19 protein-coding genes are annotated in these 24116 nt (G+C 60.6%); 9 read left to right on the top strand and 10 right to left on the bottom strand.

Annotated features, from left to right (window positions below; all coding sequences use genetic code 11):
- Positions 1 to 19: 19 nt before the first annotated feature.
- Positions 20 to 676, top strand: coding sequence for a helix-turn-helix domain-containing protein (locus tag EB235_RS29715; RefSeq protein ID WP_027033833.1), 657 nt, complete (start codon positions 20 to 22; stop codon positions 674 to 676).
- A gap of 24 nt (positions 677 to 700) precedes the next feature.
- Here the strand turns inward: EB235_RS29715 and cydC are convergent, their stop codons facing one another.
- Positions 701 to 2287 carry a thiol reductant ABC exporter subunit CydC gene (gene cydC, locus EB235_RS29720; RefSeq protein WP_245268917.1) on the bottom strand — a complete coding sequence of 529 codons (1587 nt, stop codon included), beginning with the start codon at positions 2285 to 2287 and terminating at the stop codon, positions 701 to 703.
- A 65-nt stretch (positions 2288 to 2352) separates the two neighbouring features.
- Entirely contained in the window at positions 2353 to 4152 is a 1800-nt protein-coding gene (gene cydD / locus EB235_RS29725) for a thiol reductant ABC exporter subunit CydD (protein WP_245268916.1), read from the bottom strand.
- A 123-nt stretch (positions 4153 to 4275) separates the two neighbouring features.
- Here cydD and EB235_RS29730 point away from each other — a divergent pair, with 123 nt between their 5' ends.
- Genes EB235_RS29730 through EB235_RS35210 form a run of 5 tightly spaced genes read left to right on the top strand, consistent with a single transcriptional unit; the run spans position 4276 to position 7952 of the window.
- The gene (locus EB235_RS29730; protein WP_027033831.1) at positions 4276 to 5859 is read left to right on the top strand and encodes a cytochrome ubiquinol oxidase subunit I; all 1584 of its coding nucleotides are present in this window, start codon (positions 4276 to 4278) and stop codon (positions 5857 to 5859) included.
- Between the two features lie 17 nt (positions 5860 to 5876).
- Positions 5877 to 7025 carry a cytochrome d ubiquinol oxidase subunit II gene (gene cydB, locus EB235_RS29735; RefSeq protein WP_027033830.1) on the top strand — a complete coding sequence of 383 codons (1149 nt, stop codon included), beginning with the start codon at positions 5877 to 5879 and terminating at the stop codon, positions 7023 to 7025.
- 14 nt (positions 7026 to 7039) lie between these two features.
- Positions 7040 to 7183, top strand: coding sequence for a cytochrome bd-I oxidase subunit CydX (cydX, locus tag EB235_RS29740; RefSeq protein ID WP_080680964.1), 144 nt, complete (start codon positions 7040 to 7042; stop codon positions 7181 to 7183).
- 8 nt (positions 7184 to 7191) lie between these two features.
- A complete protein-coding gene (locus tag EB235_RS35205) occupies positions 7192 to 7524 on the top strand; it encodes a CBS domain-containing protein (RefSeq protein ID WP_348626910.1) in 333 nt (110 codons plus the stop codon).
- Positions 7524 to 7952, top strand: a complete 429-nt coding sequence (locus tag EB235_RS35210; RefSeq protein ID WP_167334903.1) for a CBS domain-containing protein — start codon at positions 7524 to 7526, stop codon at positions 7950 to 7952. The genes EB235_RS35205 and EB235_RS35210 overlap by 1 nt, the downstream gene beginning before the upstream one ends.
- A gap of 188 nt (positions 7953 to 8140) precedes the next feature.
- On the opposite strand, the gene EB235_RS29750 is transcribed toward EB235_RS35210, so the two are convergent.
- From EB235_RS29750 to EB235_RS29760, 3 genes are all read right to left on the bottom strand, one after another.
- Positions 8141 to 9046 carry a LysR family transcriptional regulator gene (locus tag EB235_RS29750; protein WP_027033829.1) on the bottom strand — a complete coding sequence of 302 codons (906 nt, stop codon included), beginning with the start codon at positions 9044 to 9046 and terminating at the stop codon, positions 8141 to 8143.
- A gap of 373 nt (positions 9047 to 9419) precedes the next feature.
- The gene (locus EB235_RS29755; protein ID WP_027033828.1) at positions 9420 to 10208 is read right to left on the bottom strand and encodes a glycosyltransferase family 4 protein; all 789 of its coding nucleotides are present in this window, start codon (positions 10206 to 10208) and stop codon (positions 9420 to 9422) included.
- Complete coding sequence (locus tag EB235_RS29760; protein ID WP_080680963.1) at positions 10205 to 11218, bottom strand: NAD-dependent epimerase/dehydratase family protein; 1014 nt, start codon at positions 11216 to 11218, stop codon at positions 10205 to 10207. Before EB235_RS29760 ends, EB235_RS29755 begins: the two co-directional genes overlap by 4 nt.
- Before the next feature lie 384 nt (positions 11219 to 11602).
- Between EB235_RS29760 and EB235_RS29765 the strand changes: the two genes are divergently transcribed.
- Both EB235_RS29765 and EB235_RS29770 read left to right on the top strand, forming a co-directional pair.
- Positions 11603 to 13615 carry an acyltransferase family protein gene (locus EB235_RS29765; protein ID WP_051429800.1) on the top strand — a complete coding sequence of 671 codons (2013 nt, stop codon included), beginning with the start codon at positions 11603 to 11605 and terminating at the stop codon, positions 13613 to 13615.
- Positions 13616 to 13620: 5 nt separating this feature from the next.
- On the top strand, positions 13621 to 15726 hold the full coding sequence (locus EB235_RS29770; protein ID WP_080680961.1) for an acyltransferase family protein: 2106 nt from the start codon (positions 13621 to 13623) through the stop codon (positions 15724 to 15726).
- On the opposite strand, the gene EB235_RS29775 is transcribed toward EB235_RS29770, so the two are convergent.
- The 3 genes from EB235_RS29775 to EB235_RS29785 all read right to left on the bottom strand — a co-directional run bounded on the left by EB235_RS29775 (position 15656) and on the right by EB235_RS29785 (position 20007).
- Complete coding sequence (locus tag EB235_RS29775; protein ID WP_155256479.1) at positions 15656 to 17701, bottom strand: hypothetical protein; 2046 nt, start codon at positions 17699 to 17701, stop codon at positions 15656 to 15658. The two genes, EB235_RS29770 and EB235_RS29775, sit on opposite strands and share 71 nt — an antisense overlap.
- Positions 17698 to 18963 (bottom strand): glycosyltransferase, encoded by a 1266-nt coding sequence (locus tag EB235_RS29780; RefSeq protein ID WP_027033826.1) that lies wholly within the window; start codon positions 18961 to 18963, stop codon positions 17698 to 17700. The genes EB235_RS29775 and EB235_RS29780 overlap by 4 nt, the downstream gene beginning before the upstream one ends.
- A gap of 135 nt (positions 18964 to 19098) precedes the next feature.
- Complete coding sequence (locus EB235_RS29785) at positions 19099 to 20007, bottom strand: hypothetical protein (RefSeq protein WP_027033825.1); 909 nt, start codon at positions 20005 to 20007, stop codon at positions 19099 to 19101.
- A gap of 140 nt (positions 20008 to 20147) precedes the next feature.
- Here EB235_RS29785 and EB235_RS29790 point away from each other — a divergent pair, with 140 nt between their 5' ends.
- The gene (locus tag EB235_RS29790) at positions 20148 to 21956 is read left to right on the top strand and encodes an ABC transporter ATP-binding protein (protein WP_245268914.1); all 1809 of its coding nucleotides are present in this window, start codon (positions 20148 to 20150) and stop codon (positions 21954 to 21956) included.
- 6 nt (positions 21957 to 21962) lie between these two features.
- On the opposite strand, the gene EB235_RS29795 is transcribed toward EB235_RS29790, so the two are convergent.
- Entirely contained in the window at positions 21963 to 22802 is an 840-nt protein-coding gene (locus EB235_RS29795) for a class I SAM-dependent methyltransferase (RefSeq protein ID WP_027033823.1), read from the bottom strand.
- Positions 22799 to 24049 carry a glycosyltransferase family 4 protein gene (locus EB235_RS29800; protein WP_167334902.1) on the bottom strand — a complete coding sequence of 417 codons (1251 nt, stop codon included), beginning with the start codon at positions 24047 to 24049 and terminating at the stop codon, positions 22799 to 22801. Before EB235_RS29800 ends, EB235_RS29795 begins: the two co-directional genes overlap by 4 nt.
- Between the last annotated feature and the right edge of the window lie 67 nt (positions 24050 to 24116).

Below are 24116 nucleotides of genomic sequence, written 5' to 3' on the forward strand. Positions count from 1 at the left end.
AATTGAACGGGAGACAGCGATGCTCGCCTACACCACGTCCAGGACCGCGGTTCCATTGCAGCCTTCGGATCCCCTTCATCCCGCCCTTTCACTTTCGTTTGCACCAACGCAACCGCAACCCTGCAGCTTCTTCCCGGCCGGGGCGGAGATTTACGCCCAGGGGGAAAACGCCGGCAGCCTCTATCAGGTCGAGTTCGGCGCCGTTCGCGTCTATCGCCTGCTGGCCGACGGCCGCAGGCAGATCAGCGCTTTTCATCTGTCGGGAGAAATATTCGGCTTCGAGGCGGATGCCACGCATCACTTCTTCGCCGAGGCGATCTGCGGCACAGGCATTCGTTCATTCCGCCTCGCGACTGGCGTCGACATGTCGCGCGAGCTTCTCCCTCTCGCATTGCGTGGCTTGATCAGGGCCCAGGAGCATCTCCTGGTGCTCGGTCGGCAAAATGCCATCGAGCGCGTCGCGGCATTTCTCGTCGACATGGCGGAACGCCAGGGCGGACTTAGCCACGTCGAGCTTCCCATGTCGCGCACCGACATCGGCGACTATCTAGGCCTGACCATCGAGACAGTGTCGCGCATCTTCTCGAAGCTCAAGGAGAGAGGCATCATCAGGCTTCCGTCCTTGCGCACCGTTGAAATCGCGAAATGGGATGCCTTGCATGGCATGGGCGAATAGTCGCTCTGCCGTCGACACGGTTTCTCAAGCAGTCTCCAACCGTCCATCCACCATACGAAATATGTGATCAGCCGCACCCAGCGGCAGTGCGGCGTGCGTGGCAAGAATGACGGTGCGCCCGGCCGTTGCCGTGTTGAGATCGGCCAGGAATGCCAGCTCTGCTTCCCTGTCGAGACCCGATGTCGGCTCATCAAAGGCGAGGATCTCCGCTTGCGACAGCAGCGTCCGCGCCAGGCAAAGACGACGTGCCTGGCCGACGGAGAGGGTTCGCCCGGTCTCGCCGACAAATGCGCTGAGCCCTTCGGGCAGCCCACGCACGAAATCCGCAAGTCGGGCACTGGCCAACGCATGCCAGAGTGCGGCGTCGCTTGCATCGGCACGGCCGATCAAAAGGTTCTCGCGGATCGTCCCCAGCACAACAGGCGAGTCCTGGCTCAACAACGAAACCTTCTTGTGTAGATCCCCCTGGGCGACGGTGCGGATGTCCGCGCCGCCGATGGAAATCGTGCCGGCCTGCGGGTCGTACAGGCGCAACAGCAGAGCAAGAACGGTCGACTTTCCCGAACCGCTCGGGCCGATGATCGCGACACGGCTACCCTGCTTCACGGACAGATCGAGGCCACGCAACACAGGGCGTCGAGGGTCATGTCCGAAGACGACGTTTTCAAAGCGCACGTCGCCGGTGGGCAAGGGCTCCGGGCGGGCGGTGTCATTGACCATCGGCCTCGCTGTCGAGATGGCCTTGAGCCTGGCGGCGGCGGCGGCGGATACGCCCAATCTCGCCACGCCACGGACGACCGCGCCGGTTGCTTCGAAGCTGGCAATGGTGCCCAGCAGCAGACCCGCGAGCAATGGCCCGCCGATGGTTCCGGCATGAACGGCCGCAATGCCGAACCAGAGCACGCTGACCATTGCGGCACCGGCAAGCGCCTGGGTGACTGCTGCCGCCAGCGTGCCGGCCATACCCAATCGTCGGCGCGCGGAAGCGAGCCGTGCCGCCGAGCCCGCGAAGGATGCCCTCGCGGTCGCGGTTTCGCCAAAGGCGATCAGGTCAACATGACCGTCGATGCCATCCAGCACCGCGATGCGTGCGGCGGCGGACGCCTCGACCAGCTCTGTCCCCATGCGACGCGATGCCAGTACCAGCACGGCGGGCACAGCCACTATAGCGAGACCAACCAATACGCCATATGAAACGCCTGCCGCCGGGATGAAAACCCAGAGCGCGGTCGCCATGGCCGACCCTAGCAAGAGCGCGGCGAGCATGGGACCGATAGCGACGAGAAATACGGTATCCAGCGCATCGACGTCGGCGGTCAGGCGGCTGACGAGATCGCCGTGGCGAAGGCTGCGATCGGCCAACGGCACGCGCGGAAACAGGCTGGCAAATAGCCATCCCCGCAGATCGGCAAGAAGGCGCAAGGTTGTGTCGTGCCCGAAGACCTTCTCGCCATAGCGCGACAGGATGCGAATGAAGGACAGCCCGCGTATCAGCGAGGACGGACCAAACAGATTGAAACTCGCGGCCGCCGTCGTCAGCGCCGCGGCCGTCAGGAACCAGCCGGAGACGGAAAGAAGCGCGATGCCGGCGGCGAGCGTGATGAGCGACAACAGCAGCGTCCACGCCAGTCGTGCGGCATGGCGCTGGAACAGGGGGCGGAAGAACCAGAACGCTGTCATGCCACGCTCCTCAATGCCACTGGCGGCCGTGCGGCCCGCACATGCGGCCCCGGCAGGACCTTGGCCCCGACAATCCTGTAGACGCCGTCCATTCGCGCGGCGACGGCCGCCGAATGGGTTGCGACGATCATCGTCCGGCCGACGGCGAAGGCCATCAGGGCATCGAGCACCTGAGACTCGGTCTCGGCATCGAGATGCGCGGTTGGCTCATCGAGAAGGATGAGCCCGGGATCGCGCAGGAAAATCCGGGCGAGCGCCACGCGATGCGCCTCTCCACCTGAAAGCCCGATCCCGCCCTCCCCGATCAGCGTATCGAGCCGATCCGGCAACGCGCTCGCGAAAGGCAGCACCGCGGCGCGCCGGGCGGCTTCGTGCACTTTGGCATCGCAAGCGGATCGACAGCCCAGCCTGATGTTCTCGGCGATGGTGCCATGGAACAGGCGCGGTCGCTGGCCAAGAAAGGCAACGCGCGTCCGCAGTTCAGGCTCGGCAATGTCAGCAAGGCCCTGACCGTCAAGCCGGATCCTGCCCTCGAAAGCCCGCATGCGGGCAACGGCCTCGAGCAGCGTCGACTTGCCGATGCCGCTCTCGCCCACCAGCGCCACATGCCGTCCGGCGGGGATCAGGAGCGACGTTTTGTCGATGACAAGACGGCGAGAGTCCGGGATGCGCAAGGTAATGCTGTTCATATCCACGGTGATTGGCGCGGCTGAATGGGTGTTGGAAGTCGGCTGAAGGATTGCTTGGGGGACAGCGAATTCCGGCAAGCCGTCGAACTGCCTGGCCAGTTCGCCCACGGCCGCCTTGGCGGCAGCACGGTCATGATAGTGCGCCGCCAGCAGTCGCAATGGCTGATAGACCTCCGGCGCCATCAGCAGGCAGAACAAACCCGACTGAAGCGTCAGCACCGAGAAGCGAAGATCGACGAAGCCGAGGAAAGTCAGGCCGACATACAACGCCACGCCTGCTACTCCGAGCGCTGCGAAAAACTCCAGGACCGCGGACGACAGGAAGGCGATCTTGAGGACAGCCAGGGTGCGCAAGCGTAAGCCCTCGCTCGCAGCCATAACCGCGCGGGTCTCGCTTTCGGCTCGGCCAAAAAGCTTCAGGGTGACGATGGCGCGCAAGCGATCGGCGAACAGGCCGGACAGACGCGTAAACGCTTCGGCTTGCGCCCGGCTGGCGGCTTCGGCGCCCCAGCCGACCAATGCCATGAAAAGCGGAATCATCGGTGCGGTGACAAGAAAGAGCAGGCCCACGACCCAGTCGAAGGGCAGAACCATGACGGCGAAGGCGAGCGGCAAGATCGCCGCCTGCACCATCGCCGGCAGGAAGCGGACAAGAAATCCATCCAGGGCCTCGATCTGGTCGATGATCGCCGAGCTCAGTGCTCCTGACGACCGGGCGGCCGCCCAGTCGGGCCTGTGATCCAGCAGGGTCGCGTGAAACGCCGATCGCAGAAAGAACTTGATGCGCTCGGCGGCCACGATGCCGCAGCGTTCCGCGACGATCGCAAGCCCGATACGAACGGCGAAGAGGCTGGCAACGCCAAGCACGGGCGTCAGCAGGGCATGCGGCGAAGCGCCTTCAACGATCGCACGATGCAGAACCGAGGCAAGCAGATAGGCCTGCCCGACCAGCAGCAGGCCCGAGATCAGGGGCAGTGTGATCGCGACAACCACCGGCGCGCGCGCATGCCGCCACAGACGCATCATCCAGCGCCCCTGGTCACGGATAGCGTCGACTTGCGTTGAATCTGTCTGCTGCATTCCGTTTGTCCTGATGTCGCGGCGCATGTCGTTAGCTCTTGCCCGCAGGCGCGCCTGATCGCTTTGATCGAAATCAATGCCGGCCCCATCGCCACGGCCTAGCTGAGGAGACGCCCGGCAACCGGCCGGCATCAATCGGGACAGGCAGGCATGATCGATTTCACCGTTGTCGACCTTTCGCGGCTGCAGTTCGCGGCCACCGCGATGTACCATTTTCTGTTCGTGCCGCTGACGCTCGGCCTTTCCTTCCTGATGGCCATCATGGAGAGCGTCTATGTCATGACAGGCCGCGATATCTGGCGGCGCATGACACTGTTCTGGGGCACGCTGTTCGGCATCAATTTCGCCATGGGCGTCGCCACCGGCATTGTGATGGAATTCCAGTTCGGCATGAACTGGAGCTATTACAGCCACTATGTCGGCGACGTTTTCGGCGCACCGCTCGCCGTCGAAGGGCTGATGGCCTTCTTCCTCGAGGCGACCTTCATCGGCCTGTTCTTCTTCGGATGGGACAGACTGTCGAGGGTCGGCCACCTCGCGGTCACCTGGCTGGTCGCGCTCGGAGCCAATTTCTCGGCTCTATGGATCCTGATCGCCAATGGCTGGATGCAGAACCCGGTCGGCTCCGTCTTCAACCCTGATACGATGCGGATGGAGGTCACCGACTTCATGGCCGTGATCTTTAATCCGGTGGCGCAAGCCAAATTCGTCCACACGGTGAGCGCTGGCTACACCACCGGCGCCATGTTCATGATGGCCATCAGCGCATTCTTCCTTTTGCGTGGAAAGCATATCGAGCTCGCCAAGCGATCCATGGTGGTCGCGGCCAGCTTCGGCCTCGCCTCGGCGCTATCGGTCGTCGTGCTTGGTGACGAGAGCGGCTATGTCGCCACCGAACAGCAGAAGATGAAGATCGCCGCGCTTGAGGCCATGTGGGACACGGAACCCGCGCCGGCCAGCCTCACGCTCTTTGCCATTCCCGGCAAGGACGGCAACCGGTTCGAGGTCAAGATCCCTTGGGTTCTGGGCCTGGTCACCACGCGCAGCCTCAACACCGAACTCCCCGGCATCCATCAGCTCGTCGATCACGCCGAACAACGCATCCGCAACGGCATCGTCGCATCGGCCGATCTCGACGCGATCCGCAAGAACCCTGCCGATACGGTGGCGCGCGCGGACTTCGCGCAGAATTGGCACGATCTTGGCTATGCGCTTCTGCTCAAGCGCTACCGCGACGATGTGCAGACTGCAACGTCCGAGGACATCCGCAAGGCCGCGCTCGATACAATTCCGGACGTCGCTACCCTGTTCTGGAGCTTCCGGATCATGGTCGGGCTCGGCTTCTACATGATCCTGTTCTTCGCCACCGCCTTCCTGCTGAGCGCCCGCAACAAGCTCGGCGAGAACCGCATGCTGCTCAGGATCGCGCTGTTCAGCCTGCCAGTCCCCTGGATCGCGATCGAGTCCGGCTGGCTGGTGGCGGAATATGGCCGGCAGCCCTGGGCGATCGAAGGTGTGCTTCCCACCTTCTACGCCGCGTCGGGGCTGACGTTGACAGACCTCGCAATCAGCCTGGGTTTCTTCCTGACGCTCTACACCAGCCTTCTGATCGTCATGGTCATCCTGATGGTCAAGACCATCAAGGCCGGCCCCAGCCAGCAAGATGTCATCACCGATGGCGCGGATGGCGCGATCCAAATCCCCCAGGGCGCATTCGCCCATCCCGAACGCTGAGCGAGGAGCACGCAACCATGAACACGATCCCCCTCGATTACGAAACCCTCAGGCTGATCTGGTGGCTTCTGCTCGGCGTCCTCCTCATCGGTTTTGCCGTCATGGACGGTTACGATCTTGGCGTCGGCGCGCTTCTGCCGTTCGTCGCCCGCTCCGATGATGAAAGGCGCGTCCTGATCAACCTGCTCGGCCCGACCTGGGAAGGCAACCAGGTCTGGCTTGTGCTCGGTGGTGGCGCCATCTTCGCAGCCTGGCCGGCACTCTATGCCGCGTCCTTCTCCGGCTTCTATCTGGCGATGATCACAGTGCTGCTGGCGCTGATATTGCGACCGGTCGCATTCAAGTTCCGCGGCAAGATCAAGGGTCCGCGCTGGCGCGCTACCTGGGACTGGGCACTGTTCATCGGCGGCTTCGTGCCGGCGCTGATCTTCGGTGTCGCGGTCGGCAATGTCCTGCTTGGTGTCCCTTTCAACCTCGATGCCACACTCAGGCCCTCTTACGCCGGAAACTTCTTCGGCCTGTTGCGGCCCTTCGCGCTGGTGTCCGGTCTGCTCAGCGTCGCCATGCTGGTGACGCACGGCGCCGTTATCATCGCGGCGCGAACCGAAGGCATGGTCGCCCTGCGGGCAAGGGTCTATGGCCGCTATGCCGCTGTCGCCAGCATCGTGCTGTTCGCTCTTGCAGGACTATGGGTGTCGTTCTTGATGGACGGCTATGTGGTCACCAGCGTGCAGGATCCGCTCGGTCCATCGAATCCGCTCAACAAAATTGTGACGACGAGCACCGGCGCATGGCTCGCCAACTATGGTGCCCATCCGTGGATGATCATGGCGCCCGCCCTCGGACTGCTGGGCCCGGTCGTCGCCTATCTCGGTTTGAAGGGCCATGCCTGGAAAACGTCCCTTCTCGGCAGCACCCTGGCCATCGTCGGCATCATCTCAACGGCCGGCCTGTCGCTGTTTCCCTTCCTGCTGCCGAGCTCAATCAATCCCAATGCAAGCCTGACAGTCTGGGATGCGTCCTCCAGCCACCTGACCCTGTTCGTCATGTTGTTGGCGACCATCGTCTTCCTGCCGCTCATCATCGCCTACACCGCATGGGTCTACCGCGTCATGCGCGGCACCGTCACGGCCACCTCGATTGGCCGCAACCCGAACGCCTACTGAAGGATTTGAAAATCATGTGGTATTTTTCCTGGATCCTCGGGGTCGGTCTCGCCTGCTCGTTCGCCATCCTCAACGCCATGTGGTTCGAGATGCGTGAGGACCGCCGCACTGTAGCCGTGCAAGCGGCCAGACCCGGCATAGGCGGCCACGATCGATGAGCGCGCCAATGACCAACACCGACCAATCAGGAAATTCTGCAGGACGTTTGAAGGAACCGAACATGCAAGTCGAGGCAATCATGACCTTACCAGTCGTAGGGATCGAACCATCGGCGTCGATCGCCGATGCGGCAAGGCTGATGATCTCCAGGAAAATCAGCGGCCTTCCTGTCATTCGCAGCGACGGCGCTCTGGTTGGGATTGTCAGCGAGGGCGATTTTCTCCGCCGGGAGAACTGGGCACGAAACGCAAGCGTTCGCGTTGGCTCGAATTTCTTGTCAGCCCCGGAAAAGTCGCCGACGAATATGTCCACGCCAATGGACGTCGGATTGAAGAGGTGATGTCGGACCGCGTCGTCACGACGACCCGTGATGCATCCCTTGAAGATGTCGTCGAACTGATGACACGCCACCATGTCAAACGCCTTCCGGTGGTTGAAGGCGGGAAAGTAGTCGGCATCATCGCTCGCTCCGACCTGCTGCGTGCATTGCTTCGCGTCCTGCCGATTTCGGATTCGTCAGGCGTGGGCGACGACCAGATCCGCCAGAACATAGTCACCGAACTGGCTGGTCAAATCTGGTCCGGCACCAGCATGATCCACGTCAATGTAGACAAAGGTATCGCCGAACTGAGCGGAGCAATCTTTGACGAACGCGAGCGTCTGGCGGCTCGTGTCGCAGCCGAAAATGTCGTGGGAGTCAAAGCGGTGACGGATCACCTTTTCTGGGTTGAGCCCCTGTCCGGCATAGTGGTCGATCCGTCGGCTTAAGAAGCGCCCCTATGGAATGGAGCCAACGTTCCGCGACGCTCCCATCCGCGAAAAGCTCGCCTGCCGAGCGAGAAGACTTTGGTGTCTGTGCGCCAATTCAGATTGCCGCCGCAGTATTCCGTGCTTGTAGGCTACCCGCTGTTCAACCAGCGAGTCCGGGGCAAAGCGTCTGTCTGACGGGCCGCAGCTTAGCCGCCACCGCCCATGGTCACGGACATAAAGGCCCGGAATGCGGCCGCCGCCGGGCCGATCGGTCTGTCACGCGACCATGCAAGGCCGACATCCATACTGGGGATCGGCTCGACAAGCCGGCGCACTTCGATGCGCTGCCCCTCCAGGGACCATGGTCGATAAACCATGTCGGACAGGACAGTGACTCCCATGCCGGCAGCCACGAGCGAACGCACGGCCTCGACCGAACTGGTCGTGAGGACCGGGCGGAGCGAAAGCCCCGCGGCATCCCAGTAACGGGCGGCCGTCGTTCGCGCCTCGTCCACCGTCAGCATGACATAATCTTCCGCCGCCACGTCAGCGAGGCTGATTTCCGGCCGCCCGAGCAAATGATGATCTGCCGAAAGCCAGAGCCGGCGGTTCGACCGCATCAAGACCTCCTGCGCCAACTCCTCGGTGTGCGCCAGGTTGGACACCAGCATCACAGCCATGTCGATCTCCCCGCTCATCAAGCCGCTTTCGAGAGCGTCGCGGGGCAGTTCCAACACCTCGACCTCGATCTGGGGATAGGTCTTCCGGAACCGTGCGTAGTGGCGCGACATGTAGTATCCGACGACGGTGTAGGTCATGCCCAGCCGCAGCTTGCCCGCCAGACCCTTCCGGTCGCGCAACGGGCTTCGGACAGCGGCCGCGACAGCGCCGGTGATAATACGCGCGTGGTCAAGAAACCGCGCGCCCTCCATCGTCAACCTTACGCCAGCGTGGTTGCGCTCCAGAAGCCGTACGCCCAGGTCAGCCTCCAGCGTCTTTATCGCCGCGGTGACCGCCGATTGTGAGATGTTGAGTTCCACCGCGGCATGACTGACCTGTCCGCTCTCCGCGGTTGCGATGAAATAATCGAGCTGTTTCAAGGTGATGGTCATGGCGCACTCCGGCCCAGAACCATTTAAACAGCATATAACTCTTTGAAATTGCTGGCAAAATATTTTTCGTCGCTGCGAAAAGACCGACACTAGAACAGTCAAAAAATTACACTTTTGATTTTAAGGGGAAAATCGTCGCAAAAAATATTTTGAGGTTTCACCAACTATCGGGACCAGTCGGGCGATTTTTGCATCTGATGGCATCGGACCACGCACCCGACTCCGTTCAAAAGTACCGTCACCGATCCATATCACGCATAGAAGGCGGACACTCTCGCGAGCAAGCGGCAACGTGGCCAGAAGCTGGATAGGAGGAACCGCTATATCACCATCCTGTCGCGCGAGAATTCGCAACACTCACGCTACGAGTGGCTTATGGATTAGCCCAGGCAGAAAAAATTAGCCCTATCGTCAGTACCCCCGCTGCGTAAATAGCCGGCAAAATCTGACGATTCACACCAATCCGAAGCAAGGTGTGACCAAGGTGGTCCGTGCCGCCCATCCAAGGCCTCCGCCCGTGTAGCAAGCGGCGAGTGGTTACGAATATTGCATCAATCAGCGGGACGGCAATCCACGCCAACGAGGCGTCGAAACCTCTTTTCGAAGCGAGAAGGACGATTGCCGCGCCGAGGAGAAGACTGCCGCTATCGCCCATGAAAACGCGGGCGGGCGGATAGTTGAAGCAAAGAAACCCGACACACGCGCCCGCACCGGCCATCCCGATATCGCCGCCCAGCCCTAGGAAGGCAGCCGCGACTGCGCTCGCGGCAAGACCATCGGCATGATCGAGCATGTTGACCGCGTTGCAAGCTATCCAAATGACGATCGGAACCCACCACAGGCCTGTGATGATCCCAGCTAATACAGCCGCAGCGGCCAATGCCGCTGCCTTGGCACCGGCAGAAAGGGATCGGACGTCATCCAGCGCGCCGATCAAGCAGAAAACAGCCAGCAGAAGAATATGCTCTACCGGAAGCCACGGAGACATCGCGATCAGCATGGCGGGGCCTGCCAGTCGAGGGATCTCCCCTGATGTGTGCCATCGATCGCTCTTGACCTTCGAGACCGCTCCGATGCGGGTCGCCAGACGCGCAAACAGCCACACACCAACAACCGCTATGAGCAAGGCCCCGATGAACGGGACCAATGGGCCAAGCGTCAAGCCATCACTCGTTGGGTACGCATGTGCTCGATGCTGTCGGTGATTGTCTGCTTTGTGCTTCGCAGCGGGCGCCAACCTGTCATGGTGGTCAAAAGACTGGTGTCCGGTACGCGATCATACGTTACGGCAAACCTCTCGCCATACACCGCGTTGGAAGGCTTCATGACAATCGGGGCGCCGGACTTGGCGGCCTCAACCACCATCTTTGCAAGATTGCCGATCTGCACCGCCTCGCTGCCGCCCAGATTGACTGGTCGTCCCCGCAAGGATCGACATTGGATGATCAGGAGCAACCCTTCGGCGGCGTCGGCAACGTGAAGAAATGCCCGCCTCTGTTCGCCGTCGTCGTGAACAACGAGCGGCTCGCCTCGCAAGGCTGCGTTGACAAAAACCGGCAAGACCAAGCCGGTCGCCGGTCGCTGCCGTGGACCAGCCATGTTGAATGGCCTGACGATCCAGGTGGGGATACCGAAATCGAAAAACAGTCCGGCAACCAGATGCTCGACCGCCGCCTTGGCGGCAGCATAGCCCCACCGCGGCCGGAGATCCGTCATCACGGGATCGGACTCTGTGATTGGCCGGTCCCGGCCGGAGCCATAGACTTCGGAGCTTGAGGTATAAAGAAGCGGGCGCCGGTGCAGTCGGCATGCCTCTACAATCGCACAGCCTGACTCGAGAATGCCGCTGGTAACGGCAAAGCGTTCCTTATGGGCCAGTTGAACCCCGATTGGGCTCGCCAGATGGAACACGGCGTCCGCTTGGCCAACCTCATCGTGAACCGCTGCACTGAATGCTGGATCACCAACCCTGAAGGTCCGGATCGTCAGGCGGGGATCACTGGCAGGAAGATTGTGAAGCGAGCCGTTCGAAAGATCATCGATAACGGTCACGCTGCAATTGCGCGCTAGCAACAGATCGACCAGTGCCGACCCAACGAAGCCTGCGCCACCGGTAACCAGTACGTGAGTTCGCGGGCCGAATTCAACCATGTCCGCGCTATGGTTGTCCACAGTTGCCACCCTCCAGAACGACCCGTGGCCTCGCAACGCACGGGACAGTCTTTCTATACAATCATGGACAGGGCAAACAACCCCGTTTTTCCATCAAAGCGATCGAGTTTTCGCCATCTCGATATCGCCAACGAACGAGTACCCATCCGAAATGTTGCCAGTAGTCCGACGCCGTGGCTCACGAAAGCAGAACTGATTCTGGCACATGCCTGGCAATATGTAGGTTTTCGTCGCTCCAGCGTGAAACAAATTGTGAGGGTATCCCCACGTTTCTCGCAATGCGGCTTGTAAATCGAACCGCGAGTGCCGCCACTGCGGATGTCCCGTCATCGACTCATGTGGCGCAACCAGGCTATGAAACTGGGGGGCACTGCGGGAGGAGCTTTGAAACCCGACTATCGGCCGGATATCGACGGATTGCGCGCAATCGCAGTGATCGCCGTCATTCTTTTCCATTTTGAGGTGCCCGGTTTCCCGGGCGGGTTCGTCGGCGTCGATATCTTCTTTGTCATTTCTGGTTACTTGATCACGCGCCTTCTGGTGGCGGAAGGCGGTGGACTATCCCTTGTCGAATTCTACGGCAGGCGGATGCGCCGAATACTGCCGGCGATGCTGGTAGTGATCAGCCTCTCGCTCGTCGCAGGGTGGTTTCTGTTGCTCCCGGGGGATTATGCCGCTCTAGGACGTAGCGCGGCTTATTCCACGTTCGGGCTGGGTAATTACTACTTTCTCTGGAACACAGGCTATTTCGACCGCGAGTCGACGCTTCTGCCGCTGCTCCATCTCTGGTCGCTCGGCGTCGAAGAGCAGTTCTATCTCGTATGGCCGATGCTGCTTCTGATTGCCAACCGGCTGGCACGCGGCCGCCACCTACCGGTTGTCGTGCTGATCTGCATCGTCGCGCTGGCCAGCTTCTCGATCGCCCTCCATCTGGTTGCGGTCGATCCGAAACAGGCGTTCTATGTTCCCTTCAGCCGAGCCTGGGAATTGGCTCTCGGCGGCCTGCTCGTCTTCGCACCGCCGATAGGCCGCCGGCGTACGTCCGAAGCGTTCGGACTGATCGGCCTTGGCCTGGTAGCCGCCAGCACCCTCTGGCTGTCGCCGAGCCAGCCGTTTCCTGGCCTTGGCGCGCTCGTTCCGGTGATCGGCGCTGTCCTGCTCATTTGGCCGCGTTCGCAGTCACCGGTCTCGGCGCTGCTTGCGAGCGCACCTTTGCGATCGACGGGCAAGATTTCCTATAGTCTCTACCTCTGGCATTGGCCGATACTGGTCTTCTTCCGTCACTACGCCGGCACCACAATGCCGTCAGCGGTCGAATCGTCCGTGCTGATAGCGACGGCCTGGCTAGCGGCGTATCTATCCTGGCGGTTCGTCGAGGAACCCGTCCGCCGCTTGCGGGTTCCACCGTCCAGGGCACTTATCGCTGGTGCCACCGCCGTGGCGATGGTTTGCCTGAGCGCCAATGCGATCTTCGAAGCCGGCGGTTTCACCAGCAGGATTTCGAAGGAAGTCGAGGCAATGCGCAGCCTCGATGTGATGTGGGAGTGGTCATGCCCGCAAATGGTCAGCATTCCTGAGCTGGGCAACACCTTTTGCGCGTTCGGTGCGCCTTGGGAAAAAGCGGCGCGCCACGCTGTGCTGTGGGGCGACAGCCATGCCGAACATCTCGCCCCGCTATTCGACAGGGCAGGCAAAAGAGAAGATACGGCTTTCTTTCTTTATCACGCCTGCCCCGCCGCCTTCGGGGAGGGTGTCCACCGCGACTTTCCGGATTGGCCCGGCTATCGGGAAAGCTGCTCATCGTCACGAAAGGCTGCGGTCGGCATGCTGAGACAGCGGACAGACATCGACCTCGTGGTGTTGTCCTCCGCCTGGACAAGTCTTGCCAACACCGATGTCGTTGCTGACGATGGACAGCGGACGGATAAAGTCCTGTTGTTGCGTGATGGCCTGCGCAGCCTTGTCGAGGAAATCAGCAACCCGGATCGGCGCATCGCAATCATTGGCCAAGTGCCCGGTCCAGGCATGGACCTGACTTCGTGCGCGGCGATGCGCGAAAGCGGTATGCTTAGGCGTTGTTCGACCGAGATGAACAGCGAGCAAGTCTTCCGGATCTGGTCGCCGATGGTGACCGCGCTCGGATCGCTCGTTCAGGACAATGCCGTGGTCTTTGTCGATCCGCTCAAAGGCATGTGTCCGGACAGACACTGCCCCACCTACATCAATGGCGAGTTCATCTACCGTGATGGCTCACATATACGCAGAAACCTGAGGCCCGAGACCGACGATGCCATTGCTCGAATGATGGGTCTCTATCCGGCCTTGGCGGGCCAGGAGCAGACCCGGATATCGGCTGCGAATCCCGCGCCGCCTCCAACAGCCGGCAAAAGCAATTGAGCGAGATGCGGGGCGGCCAAGCTCTGCCTTCGACGGCGACTGCAGCGGCCTGCCGGGAAAACAGCAACGCGCTGCCCGATCGAGGGCAGGCCGGCTCCCTGTCCTCTACGGCCTCTGCCGCAGCCGACCGTCATCGCACGGACATAGACGGGCTTAGAGCTGTCGCCGTTCTGGCGGTGCTGTTTTTTCATTTGAGAATTTCAGGTTTCTCCGGCGGCTTTGTCGGCGTCGATGTGTTTTTCTTAATTAGTGGTTTTTTGATTACCCGCATTGTGGCGACCGATATCGAGGCAGGGCGTTTCAGTCTGGCGCAGTTCTATTCGCGTCGGGCGCGCCGCCTCTTGCCGGCTTTCTTCACGACACTCTCGCTTTCATGCGTCGCTGCGTTTCTGTTGTTTACGCCTCAGCATCTGGAGACCTTCGGGAAATCTCTGACAGCAGCGGTTTTAGGCGTTTCCAACATCTTTTTCTGGCGCGATTCCGGTTATTTTGATCTCGCCGCGCGGATGAAGCCGCTCCTTCATACGTGGTCACTGAGCGTGGAATGGCAGTTCTATCTCGTTTGGCCATTGCTGCTTTCAGTTTTGCTTGCCCTATTCCCCCGGCGAATGGTTTGGCCGATCATGGCGATTGCCATTTTTAGCTTCTGTCTCATTTTTGAATTCCAGGACGGATCGGTTTGGCTGCTTTCACGAACGCGGGCCGCCGATTGGATCGCCGACGGCCGTGCCACCGTCTTCTACAACACACCTTTTCGCGCTTTCGAGTTCGCTTGCGGCGCGGCGCTGGTATGGCTTCCAAGGCCACGCTCAGCAATTGTTCACGAATTCCTCGCCCTGCTTGGGCTGACACTCATCTCCAGCGCCATCTTCATTCTCGATAGCCGTTCGGGCACTCCCGCCTGGAATGTCCTTCCGCCCGCGGTCGGCGCCGCAATGGTGCTGCATGCGGACCGTTCGCGATGGGCAGGACTTGTCTTGCGCAATCGTCCGGCGGTCTATCTCGGACGCATCAGCTACCCGCTCTACCTCGTCCATTGGCCCCTGATCGTGTTCTGCGAGTATGGCCTTCTTCGACCGCTGCTGCCGGCAGAAGCCATTTTCATCGGGCTGCTGTCTTTCGCCCTGGCCATCTTGATGTTTCATTTCGTTGAACAGCCTTACCGCGGCGGCCGTGGCCTGGTCGGGCCTTCAGGACTTGCCCTGGTGGGCATGGTCTCATTCTCGGTGGTCAGCTACGCGATGTCGGGCGGAATGCCGTGGCGTCTTCAGTCGGTTGCCGCAGGAACCGACCTGGCCGACAGCGTGGCCTTGAAGGCGATCACCGGTTCATTGGCTTGCCAGGATTTCTGTGAGTTCGGAAATCTTCAAAGCCCAAACAAGATACTGGTGGTCGGGGATTCGCATATCGACCAGTACACACGCGCTCTTCAGGAACTGGGTGGCCAGGAATTCCATTTCCTGCTGGCGGAGGCCGGCAACTGCTATTTCGGAGCGGAGCTTCAGACCAGGACCAACGGCGCGGTCACGCAGCACTGCCGGAATGCCACCGACCAGGCCGCGCGCTGGTTGAAGGCCGGTGGGATCGTCGCCATTGTCCAGGGGCAGCGCTGGCCCGGATATCGCAATATTCTCGAACGGAAAGTCGACAGCGCCCCTGTCGACATGCCCGACCTGGCAAAGCTGTTTGCGACCATGCTCGGCGATGTGGCGAAACTCTATTCCGGTTTTCGCGGTCCGGTCATCCTGATTGGGCACGCGCCGGACGCCAACCTGATCTGCTACCTGAGACCGGCTTACGTCTCCCTGCCATGCCCGGTACCCACGCGGGTGGAGCATGTGGCCTTCGAAAAGGCCTTCGCGGGCTTCGCCCGCCATCCCGTGATTCAACAGGTTGAAAGTCCCATCTTTCAACTGGTCGATCCTGTGCAGACCCTATGCCCGGCGGCTGAGTGTCATGTAACGGACAGCGCGGGCCATAGTCTCTACGTGGATGAGAATCACGTTTCGATCTTCGGGGCGCGGCTGATCGTGCCGACAATCATCGAGAGACTTCGGGCCGATTTGTCAATGGCGTCACGGCAGCCACCGTCGCAATCGACCACGCGATGATCGTGCCCAAGAGAATGAAACAGAGCGCGCTGACCGAGAGCGGAACAGCGACCGCGTAGGTTCGCCCATTCTTGCGAGGGTCGCTCGAATCCGTGGTCGCGAACAGCACCGCGTCTCCTCGTCGAAAAGTATACTCCCCCGGCCTGACCGCGGGCCATGCATGCGGGGACCAGTCGACTCGGCGGAGCGATGTCTCCTGCTCTCGTAGAGAAGAAGTCCGCAAAGAGGGAAGGTCCGCAAGGTTGCCAAACTGGAAAACGCCGGGAAATTGTGACCGCGGCAGCAGCGTCTCGTACCCGCCTCTTGCAGCAAACATGGTCCCATTTTGCAGCCGTCCAGCAACAAGCGATGGTGTGAGGAGCAATATCGCAACACAGCCGGCCGTAAAGGCCGCGACGCCTGCAACAGATCCAAAAGCAAAGCTCCGAGGCTCCCCTTCCCTTACTGACGAATAGTTTTGGGAAAATCCTCTCCGCTCGGCAAGCATGCCACCAATGCCCAGGGCGACCGGAAGAAAGAGGCTCGGTGTGAGCAAGATGTCATGCGACGTCATCATGACCCCCACCAGAGCGACGCCGAGGGCGAGATCGCCGGCGCTGCGGGCAAAGCAGAAGGCGAAGCCGACGAGGCCGATCGGGATCAACCAGCCGAGGTGACCAAACGCGATTGCGAAGAGAATGAAGGTGTTGTGGGGCGCCAGGGCCTGCGCCTCTTCCAGTCCGCGACCAAAGAAGCCACCTTCTCTATAGGCGAGCAGGCCGCGCTCCAAAAAGAGTGCCCTTGCCGAGATCGAATTTCTCCTGCCCTCATCGGTCAGACGCTCGCCGAGCGCCTGTATCTTGGCGGCGTTGGTGGAATGGCTGGTCGCGGACGAAGGCAAGGAGTTGGACGGAGGTGGAGATGGGGCGGCAGCGCCAGCAGGCTTATCGGCTTTGGAAGGGGCTGAACTGATCGAAGGTTTTGCCGGCGGCTGGTCAATGACCGCAAACGAATTTGGCCCAGTCAGAACTGGTGGTTTTGCCGGAACTCCCTCAGACGACGGCGCAACCGGGGCTACAATGGGGGACGGAGCCTGATCGTGTGATGTATCGACAGCCTGCGTTGCCTCATCGAGCGCCTTGCCAACCGACAATACCCCGGCGAAGGATTCGCCAATAGAGACACGAAAATAAGCATTTGTGGCCAGCGCGATACCGATTACCCCCAGCAGTGCCAATGCGACGGCGAGCGGGCGCTTCCAGCCTCTAACATTGATCTCTAAACGACGGCCGCTGCGAAATTGCTGCCAAATGCGAACGACAATCGGAACCGCCACGGTGGCAAAGGCGGCGAGAAGGGTCGAACGAGAAAGAGTGATGAGCAGCGCTGCGCTTACAAGAACAAGGAAGCTCGCACGCCATTTTAACGCGACGGCGCGGTAGCTCGCCGCGGCGCCAAGAAGCAGGCCGGCGGCGGCCACATTCGGATTGATCGCCAAACCGGCGGCACGGCCAGGAGTGTTGGTGAAGCCGTTGGCGAAGAGGAGGTCGAGGAAGCAGATCACCGCGCTGAGCGCCGTGACCGATGCCGACAGGCGCAGCACGATTGCCGAAGTGGAGGCAAGCATAAAGACAATCGCCGCGCCGCCAAGAAAAAGCGTGATCAGATAGCACTTTGCAACGATCCCGACCGGATGCAGCGCAACCGGGCCGACGGCAATGGCGGCGGCGATCGCAAGCGGGAATATCGCGCTACGGACGTCCCGACGCGTCGCGAGAACGGCGATCGAAACAATCAGCACGCTGCCATAGAGTGCATGGAAAACCAACCTCGCGAACTCGTCCCGTCCCGTAAAGAACGGCAGAAAGTATGGCATGAACCAGGACTGATAGATGACGATGGTGAATGCGCAGACCCCCGCGGACACATTCGTCAGGATCGTTCGCAGCGAACGCGCTGAATTCACTGGACGTTGCGAGTTGGCAATCCCGCTCATTCACTGTCCGCAAGATAAAGGTGTTCATAGGCGTCGACCATTGCTTCTACGGAGTAGCGCTCGCGCATCACCCGTTGACGATATTCTCGGTCGGCTGTCTGCTCTGGCAATCGCTCGATAATAGCGAGCAGCCCGCGGGCCAGATCGGCAGGGTCACGAGGCTCCACCAACACACAGCCCGGCATGCCCGAGACTGCTTCCGGATTTCCACCGACATTGGTGGCGACGACCGGAAGACCTGCCGTGAGCTTTTCCATCAGGGCGTTGCAAAAGCCTTCCTCGTGGGAGGCGATCACGCCGATGTCCATGCCGGCAAGCAAGCCAGGGACATCATCCTGCATCCCCAACAGCCGCACTGTCGATCCCATGCCCAGGCGCTGGGCTTGCTCTGTCAGAGCAGCCCCGATGCCCCGATCCTGCCCCGCAATGAACAGCCTCAGGTTCGGTCGGTTTTGGCTTGCGCGCGCAAATGCCTCGATGAGGTCACTGTGCCCTTTATAGGGGATGAGGTTGGCGACGATGACGATGACGATGTCGTCAGGATCGATACCAAGGCGGCTCCGGGTGTCGTCCCGACGACGCCCGATTTGATCGAAGCGGCTCAGATCGAGACCATTGGGAATCACGCGGACCCGGTCGATGTCATAGCCGTCTCGCGCCGCCACATCGGCTGCGACCGCATGCGAGTTCGCGACCACCACATGTGAAAACCGATTGGCGATGCGATCCATGCGCTTCAGCCGTGGCCATCGCTCCTGGTGGTTGCCGAGACCGCGTCTCGAAGTGATGACGAGTGGTGCCAGCGCAAGTCGTCCTGCCAAGGCGCCCAGGAAGTTGGTCAAAGGCAGGAAGGCGTGAACCACGCGGGGCCGGGTCAAAGCGATGCGAATGACGAGCGAAGTGACCGCGGCGCCGAGCACCAGCATCGCCTTCACGCTCGGGCGCCTCTTGGGGGCAACGCTCCGTTTGGCCTCCGCGTTGACAGATGTTGGTGATGCGGGTGACGGATTCGGCCGATGAAGCCCGTACGATACCTGGATTCCTGCGCTATCCAGCGTCTCCGCAAGAACGCCACCCGATGAAAGCGCAAAGACCTCGACTCTCCAGCCGCGCTTCTTCAACTCCTTGGCAAGCAGCACAAGCTGGCTCTCTGTGCCGCCCAGATCAAGCGTCCCGATAACAAAGAGCACGCTTTGACGAGGCGTTCTCACGCGTGCGGTCGCAGAGACGGCAGCATTCTGCTGGCTTTCAACATCAGTCATTGGAAGTTCTTCTCGCAGCGTCATCCGCCCCCGCCGCCTATCCTCGTTGGTCCCGGCTTGCCACAAGGCGCAGCCCACCCGCAAGCGGAAGTCTCATTGGGCATGCGATTCACAAATGGTTACCAGCAAGCAACGTCAGGACGATCGAACTATCCTGGGAACCCGCCGCGGCACAAGCCGGGCAAGTCCTTCACGATGCCTCAGCAGCGCGCCGATAGTGGCGAGCAACATGCCGGTTGCCAGAAACGCGAGCGGCGGCGCCCATTTCAGGCGTTCGAACTTTGCCTCGTACGCACGCACGCCATTGAAGTCTTCGGCGCTTCCAAGCGTTTGCCAGGGTTGACCATAGGCCTTTCTCAGCAGAGGCAGCATTGGCCCGAATTGCGCGTAATAGCTATCGATGATCGACGGATCCTGTTGCATTTCCTCAAGCGAGTGAGGAACGAACACGCCATAGTCGGGATCGAGAACGTTGCCATTCGACACAACCACGGTGTGCTCGGGCACACTATAGATTGTCGCGTCGATGGCTTGATCCGAAAGCACGGAATAGACGATCTTCGAAACCTGCGAACAGAACCCATAACCACGATCAAGTGCCTTGCGGGGAGTTACAAACTCATAGTTCTGCAGGGTGTCCCGGTATTCCGGCCGAAAACTGAGCATCCAGAGCAAGTAGTTGTCGAAAACTCCGATCCGTGTGTACGACGCATCGGTCACTGTCCATCGGTCGCCTTCCGTCCAATAATGCACCATTCCGCCCGCGACGGCTTTTGTCAGGCGATCGAGATACGCCCGCATAGGCTCATCCCGGCCACGGTAGAGGTCATCGATTTTCCCCACTTTCTGCTCGAAGCCCAGCGGCCCCTCGGTTGCCACGGCAGGCGGTTCGGGGTAAGCGCTGACCAGTCCGAGCGGGTAGGCCGCGACAAAGAGCAGGAAGGCCGCTCCGATCCCTGCCGAGAACAGGCCGAGTGAGCTCAGCAATGTCGCGATTAAGCTCAGCCGCCGCCTTTGACCCCGAATCTCGATGGCATCATTCATGACTGAAGCATAACACTTCGCTGCGCTCGCGGCCTCTCGTCCATGACGCACAAATTGTGGACGGACCACCTTCTGACTTCTGTGATAAAGTTGTCAACGGACTTGGCTTGTGGCTTGTCGTGAGGCGCCGAACGTGTGCATTGGGCGCTCTGAATGCGGGCATCGATTTGGCATTGAGCGGAAACCGAAACTCTGGCAGCACCCTCGACACACTGCGACGCCTGTGGCGGCAGGTCTCGCAGGGGCGGCAGAGGCAGTTTTACGGCCTCCTTGTCCTGATGGTGTTCGGTGCTCTGGCGGAAGCCGCCACGCTTGGTGCCTTGCTGCCGTTTCTTGCGCGAATAGCCAATCCAGAGGCGGTTGGCGGACAGTCGTTTCTCGCGCGTCAGCTTGCGAGCTTCCGGCTGCCCGGCTCCTCTGACAGCCTTCTCGGTCTGACGGTTCTGTTTTCGGTGGTGGCCATCGCGGCCGGCGCAGTTCGCATACTCCTCACCTGGGCCACGAATTCCTACGTGTTTTCGCTGGGACATGAAGTGGGCGTGAAGGTCTATGACCGAGTGCTCCGCCAGCCCTATAGTTACCACGTTTCGCGCAACTCCAGTTCGGTGTTGGCCGCGCTGCGTCAGGTACAAGCCATCACTGCTGGCGTAATGCTGCCACTGCTGCAATCAATCAGCGGCATAATCATCGGTGTCTTCGTCGTCGCTGCCCTTTTTGTCCTGAGTTCGTTCATCACCTTCGTTATTTTCGCGGGCTTTGGTGCGGTCTATCTCGCCATGTCGCTCGTGATCCGCAAGCACCTCAAGAGGAATGCGCGAATCATCGCCAGCGCGCAGGCCGAAGGCATTCGTTCTGTACAAGAGGGGCTGGGTGGCATCCGCGATGTCATCATCAACGACACCCAGCCTTATTTTCTCTCGCGATACAGCGAACTCGACTCACGCCTGCAACGCGCCAATGCCACGAACGCGCTTGCAGCCGGCGCTCCGCGTTTCGCGATCGAAGCCGCGGGTATGGTGATCATCGCGGCGCTTGCCTATTTCCTCATCCTCCGGTCCAACAATGCCGGCGAGGTGCTCCCAGTCCTTGGAACATTCGTTCTTGGAGCGCAGCGTCTGCTGCCATCAATGCAGCTTGTTTACGGCAATTGGGCGCTGATACTGAGCAATCTTGCCGGCGCCGAAGTCGTGCTACAGGCGCTGGAGGCACCACTTGGCCCAGAATGGAGCCAGCCTCCGGCCAAGCGCCTGCCATTCGATCGAGCGATCGTGCTCAGGGACGTGTCGTTCCGTTACGCTCCCGACCAGCAACCTATACTCGAGCGGTTCAATCTCACGATCTCAAAGGGGACCAAAGTCGGGTTCGTCGGCAAGACAGGCAGTGGCAAGAGCACGACGGTCGATCTGGTCATGGGTTTGCTCGAGCCGACCAGCGGGGCAATCGAGATCGACGGGCAGAGGCTGGACGGCGCTTCGCGGCGGGCCTGGCAAAGACAGATCGCGCATGTGCCGCAAAGCATCTTCCTGGCAGATGCCTCAATCGCCGATAACATCGCCTTCGGCATCGACCCTGCCACGATCGACCTTGAGCGCGTCCTCAACGCGGCGCAGCAGGCCGCCCTGGCGGACTTCATAGAAAGCTTGCCGCAGGGCTATGAGACGCGGGTCGGCGAGCGCGGTGTCCGTCTATCGGGGGGCCAACGCCAGCGAATAGGCATCGCGCGCGCTTTGTACAAACAAGCATCGGTGCTCGTCTTCGACGAGGCTACGAGCGCACTCGACATGGAGACCGAGGCTGCGGTCATGGAGGCGATCCGAGAACTGCCCACCGATCTGACCATCTTGATCATCGCGCACCGTCTCACGACAGTCGAAAATTGCGACGAAATCATAACGCTCGAAAATGGTCGGCCGCATATCTGGACGAGAACCGGCGGACAGATGGCTTGAACTGTATCAGTTGGGCTTGGATTGTGCCTTGTTTGGGTTCTTGAAGAGAAATTCCGTGCAAGCTTCACCGGTGGATATCCTGACGAGCTCGAAATCGAACCGTTCCTTCAGGAAATCGACCACGGCCTGGTCGTCGGCAAACTCCATCGGCCAGCCGCCCAGCCAGTCGCGGACGTCGGTCATGTAGCTCATGCCCCGCCCTTTCTTCTTCTCGTAGATTTGCTTTAAAAGCAGCGGCAGTCGAAGTGGATTGCGGCCAAGGCCGAAGCGCCAGATGTACCAGTATTCCATCCACCACCTTTGCCGAGGGTTGGCGGCATTGTATCGCCGCTTCACGTCGAGCCAGAATTGCGCGGAAGGCTTCACGACATTCGACGAATAGAGAGCGATGAAGAAGAGGCCGCCGGGCGCTACCCTGCGCGCCGCATTCTCGATCGCTTGCCACATGGCGCCGGTGTGGTGGAGCACCCCCCACGAATAGACGAGGCTCCAGGTGCCGAGGGTCTCCAGATAGTCGGCGTCGAGTACGTCGCCTCTTTCGACGACCCAGTTTGGCGGATGCCCGGCCAACTTGCGCAGCTTGCCGGTTGTATCTACCGAAAGCGAATCAAAATCGAAGGAATGTATCCGATCCGCTTTCGCGTCGAAGGCGGCAAGCGAGTGCAGCCCGCTACCGCTTCCGATATCGAGAAAATCCATCCCTTCGAGGCTCTGTTTGCCCAAGAAGGACAAAAGCTTGTCGACAGCTAGCTGCCGGCGTTCAGCCGAGTAGTGCTTGTCGATGAACGAAGCCCAATTGGCTCCGAACTCGTACCTGTTTGACGATGGATTCCCTGCAAATGTCATTCTGCGGCTCGGTGCCCGGTTTCGATGATTTCCATCATGTGAGCAGTAACTTTCTGAACATCATAGCGCTGTTCGGCAATCGACCGGCTGTTCTTGGCCATGGATTCGGCTTCATCTGGGTTGTCAATCAGGCGGATCATGGCTTCAGCCAAGGGGGTAGTGCCGCCAACCGGCACCAGCAGGCCGTTAACCCCGGGTACGATCGGCGCGCGGCAACCCGGCGCATCCGTTGTGATCACCGGGCGCCCCATCGCCATGGCCTCCAGGACCGAGCGCGACGTCCCCTCGCGATAGGATGGAAGCACGAAGATGCGCGAATCGGCGATCACTCGACGGACGTCTTCGACCGGCCCGTGATAGCGGATGGTTCCGTCGGCGACCGCTGCCTCAACCTCCGACACTGGAAACCCCGAAGGATTTGGATCTTTATCTCCGACCAGGTCGAAGCGAGCGTCAGGTCTGACTGCCTTAACCAGCCTTGCCGCACCCAGATACTCCGCGAGGCCTTTGTCACGAAGCAGGCGTGCAATCATAAGAAATCGTGGCTGCTCGGGTAATGGCGCGACTTTGAATCGGTCTAGATCGACTCCCGAACCGTTGACGACATTGGCTGGCGTGCGCCCGAGCAGTCCCTGACGACGAAAGTCATCCCGGTCGTCGTCGTTCTGGAAGGTGACCGAGGTCGCAACCCGCAGGCTCGTGCCATAAAGAAGCCGAGCCACGGCATTGACCATCCTCCAGCGGAGCGATTTGTGCCGGTCGGTGAACGCATAGCCGAGGCCGGTGACAAGCGCGTGCCGGCGCGGTATCCCCGCAATCAGGGCCGCGGGTATGCCATAGACGATCGGCTTGATCGCACAGCTCAGCACGACCTGAGGTTTGATTTGTCGCAGTTTGTTGTAAAGGCGAAAGGCCAGCAGCGTGTCGCCGAATGGAGCAATAGCGGCACGCTCCATCGGCAGTGGATGAAAACGGATGCCATTTTCGGTCAACCACCGAACGGTCATCGCGTCGACTGGCGCCAAGGCATGAACCTCGTATCCGGCATCGCGCAGCGCAACAAGAAAATGCCCCCGAGTGGTTGCCAAGGACTTGGGTTCGCTCACGACGACGACGATACGATTCATGCGGTCGATTTCTCGGGCCGATTGCTTCAAGCCAGTCGCCTCTTGTAAGTTTTTGAAGCTCGAAACCCAATCCTGCCGGATGTTATCCACAACATCGATCGTCGTCGGCAGATGCAACACGGAAATTGGTCTTGAGCCATTTTTGAGTGGACACTTCTCCCTCTGCGAAGGCCCATCGTTGAATTGG

The organism is Mesorhizobium loti R88b (assembly GCF_013170845.1).
Lineage (GTDB): Bacteria > Pseudomonadota > Alphaproteobacteria > Rhizobiales > Rhizobiaceae > Mesorhizobium > Mesorhizobium loti_B.

Bases quoted from the DNA above. Each gene is read 5' to 3' on its own strand.
- cydD (WP_245268916.1), bottom strand. From the start codon at position 4,152: ATGCGCCGCGACATCAGGACAAACGGAATGCAGCAGACAGATTCAACG.
- EB235_RS35205 (WP_348626910.1), top strand. From the start codon at position 7,192: ATGACCAACACCGACCAATCAGGAAATTCTGCAGGACGTTTGAAGGAA.
- cydX (WP_080680964.1), top strand. From the start codon at position 7,040: ATGTGGTATTTTTCCTGGATCCTCGGGGTCGGTCTCGCCTGCTCGTTC.
- EB235_RS29770 (WP_080680961.1), top strand. From the start codon at position 13,621: ATGCGGGGCGGCCAAGCTCTGCCTTCGACGGCGACTGCAGCGGCCTGC.
- EB235_RS29775 (WP_155256479.1), bottom strand. From the start codon at position 17,701: ATGAGCGGGATTGCCAACTCGCAACGTCCAGTGAATTCAGCGCGTTCG.
- EB235_RS29750 (WP_027033829.1), bottom strand. From the start codon at position 9,046: ATGACCATCACCTTGAAACAGCTCGATTATTTCATCGCAACCGCGGAG.
- EB235_RS29730 (WP_027033831.1), top strand. From the start codon at position 4,276: ATGATCGATTTCACCGTTGTCGACCTTTCGCGGCTGCAGTTCGCGGCC.
- EB235_RS35210 (WP_167334903.1), top strand. From the start codon at position 7,524: ATGTCGGACCGCGTCGTCACGACGACCCGTGATGCATCCCTTGAAGAT.
- EB235_RS29715 (WP_027033833.1), top strand. From the start codon at position 20: ATGCTCGCCTACACCACGTCCAGGACCGCGGTTCCATTGCAGCCTTCG.
- cydB (WP_027033830.1), top strand. From the start codon at position 5,877: ATGAACACGATCCCCCTCGATTACGAAACCCTCAGGCTGATCTGGTGG.
- EB235_RS29795 (WP_027033823.1), bottom strand. From the start codon at position 22,802: ATGACATTTGCAGGGAATCCATCGTCAAACAGGTACGAGTTCGGAGCC.
- EB235_RS29780 (WP_027033826.1), bottom strand. From the start codon at position 18,963: ATGACTGATGTTGAAAGCCAGCAGAATGCTGCCGTCTCTGCGACCGCA.
- EB235_RS29785 (WP_027033825.1), bottom strand. From the start codon at position 20,007: ATGAATGATGCCATCGAGATTCGGGGTCAAAGGCGGCGGCTGAGCTTA.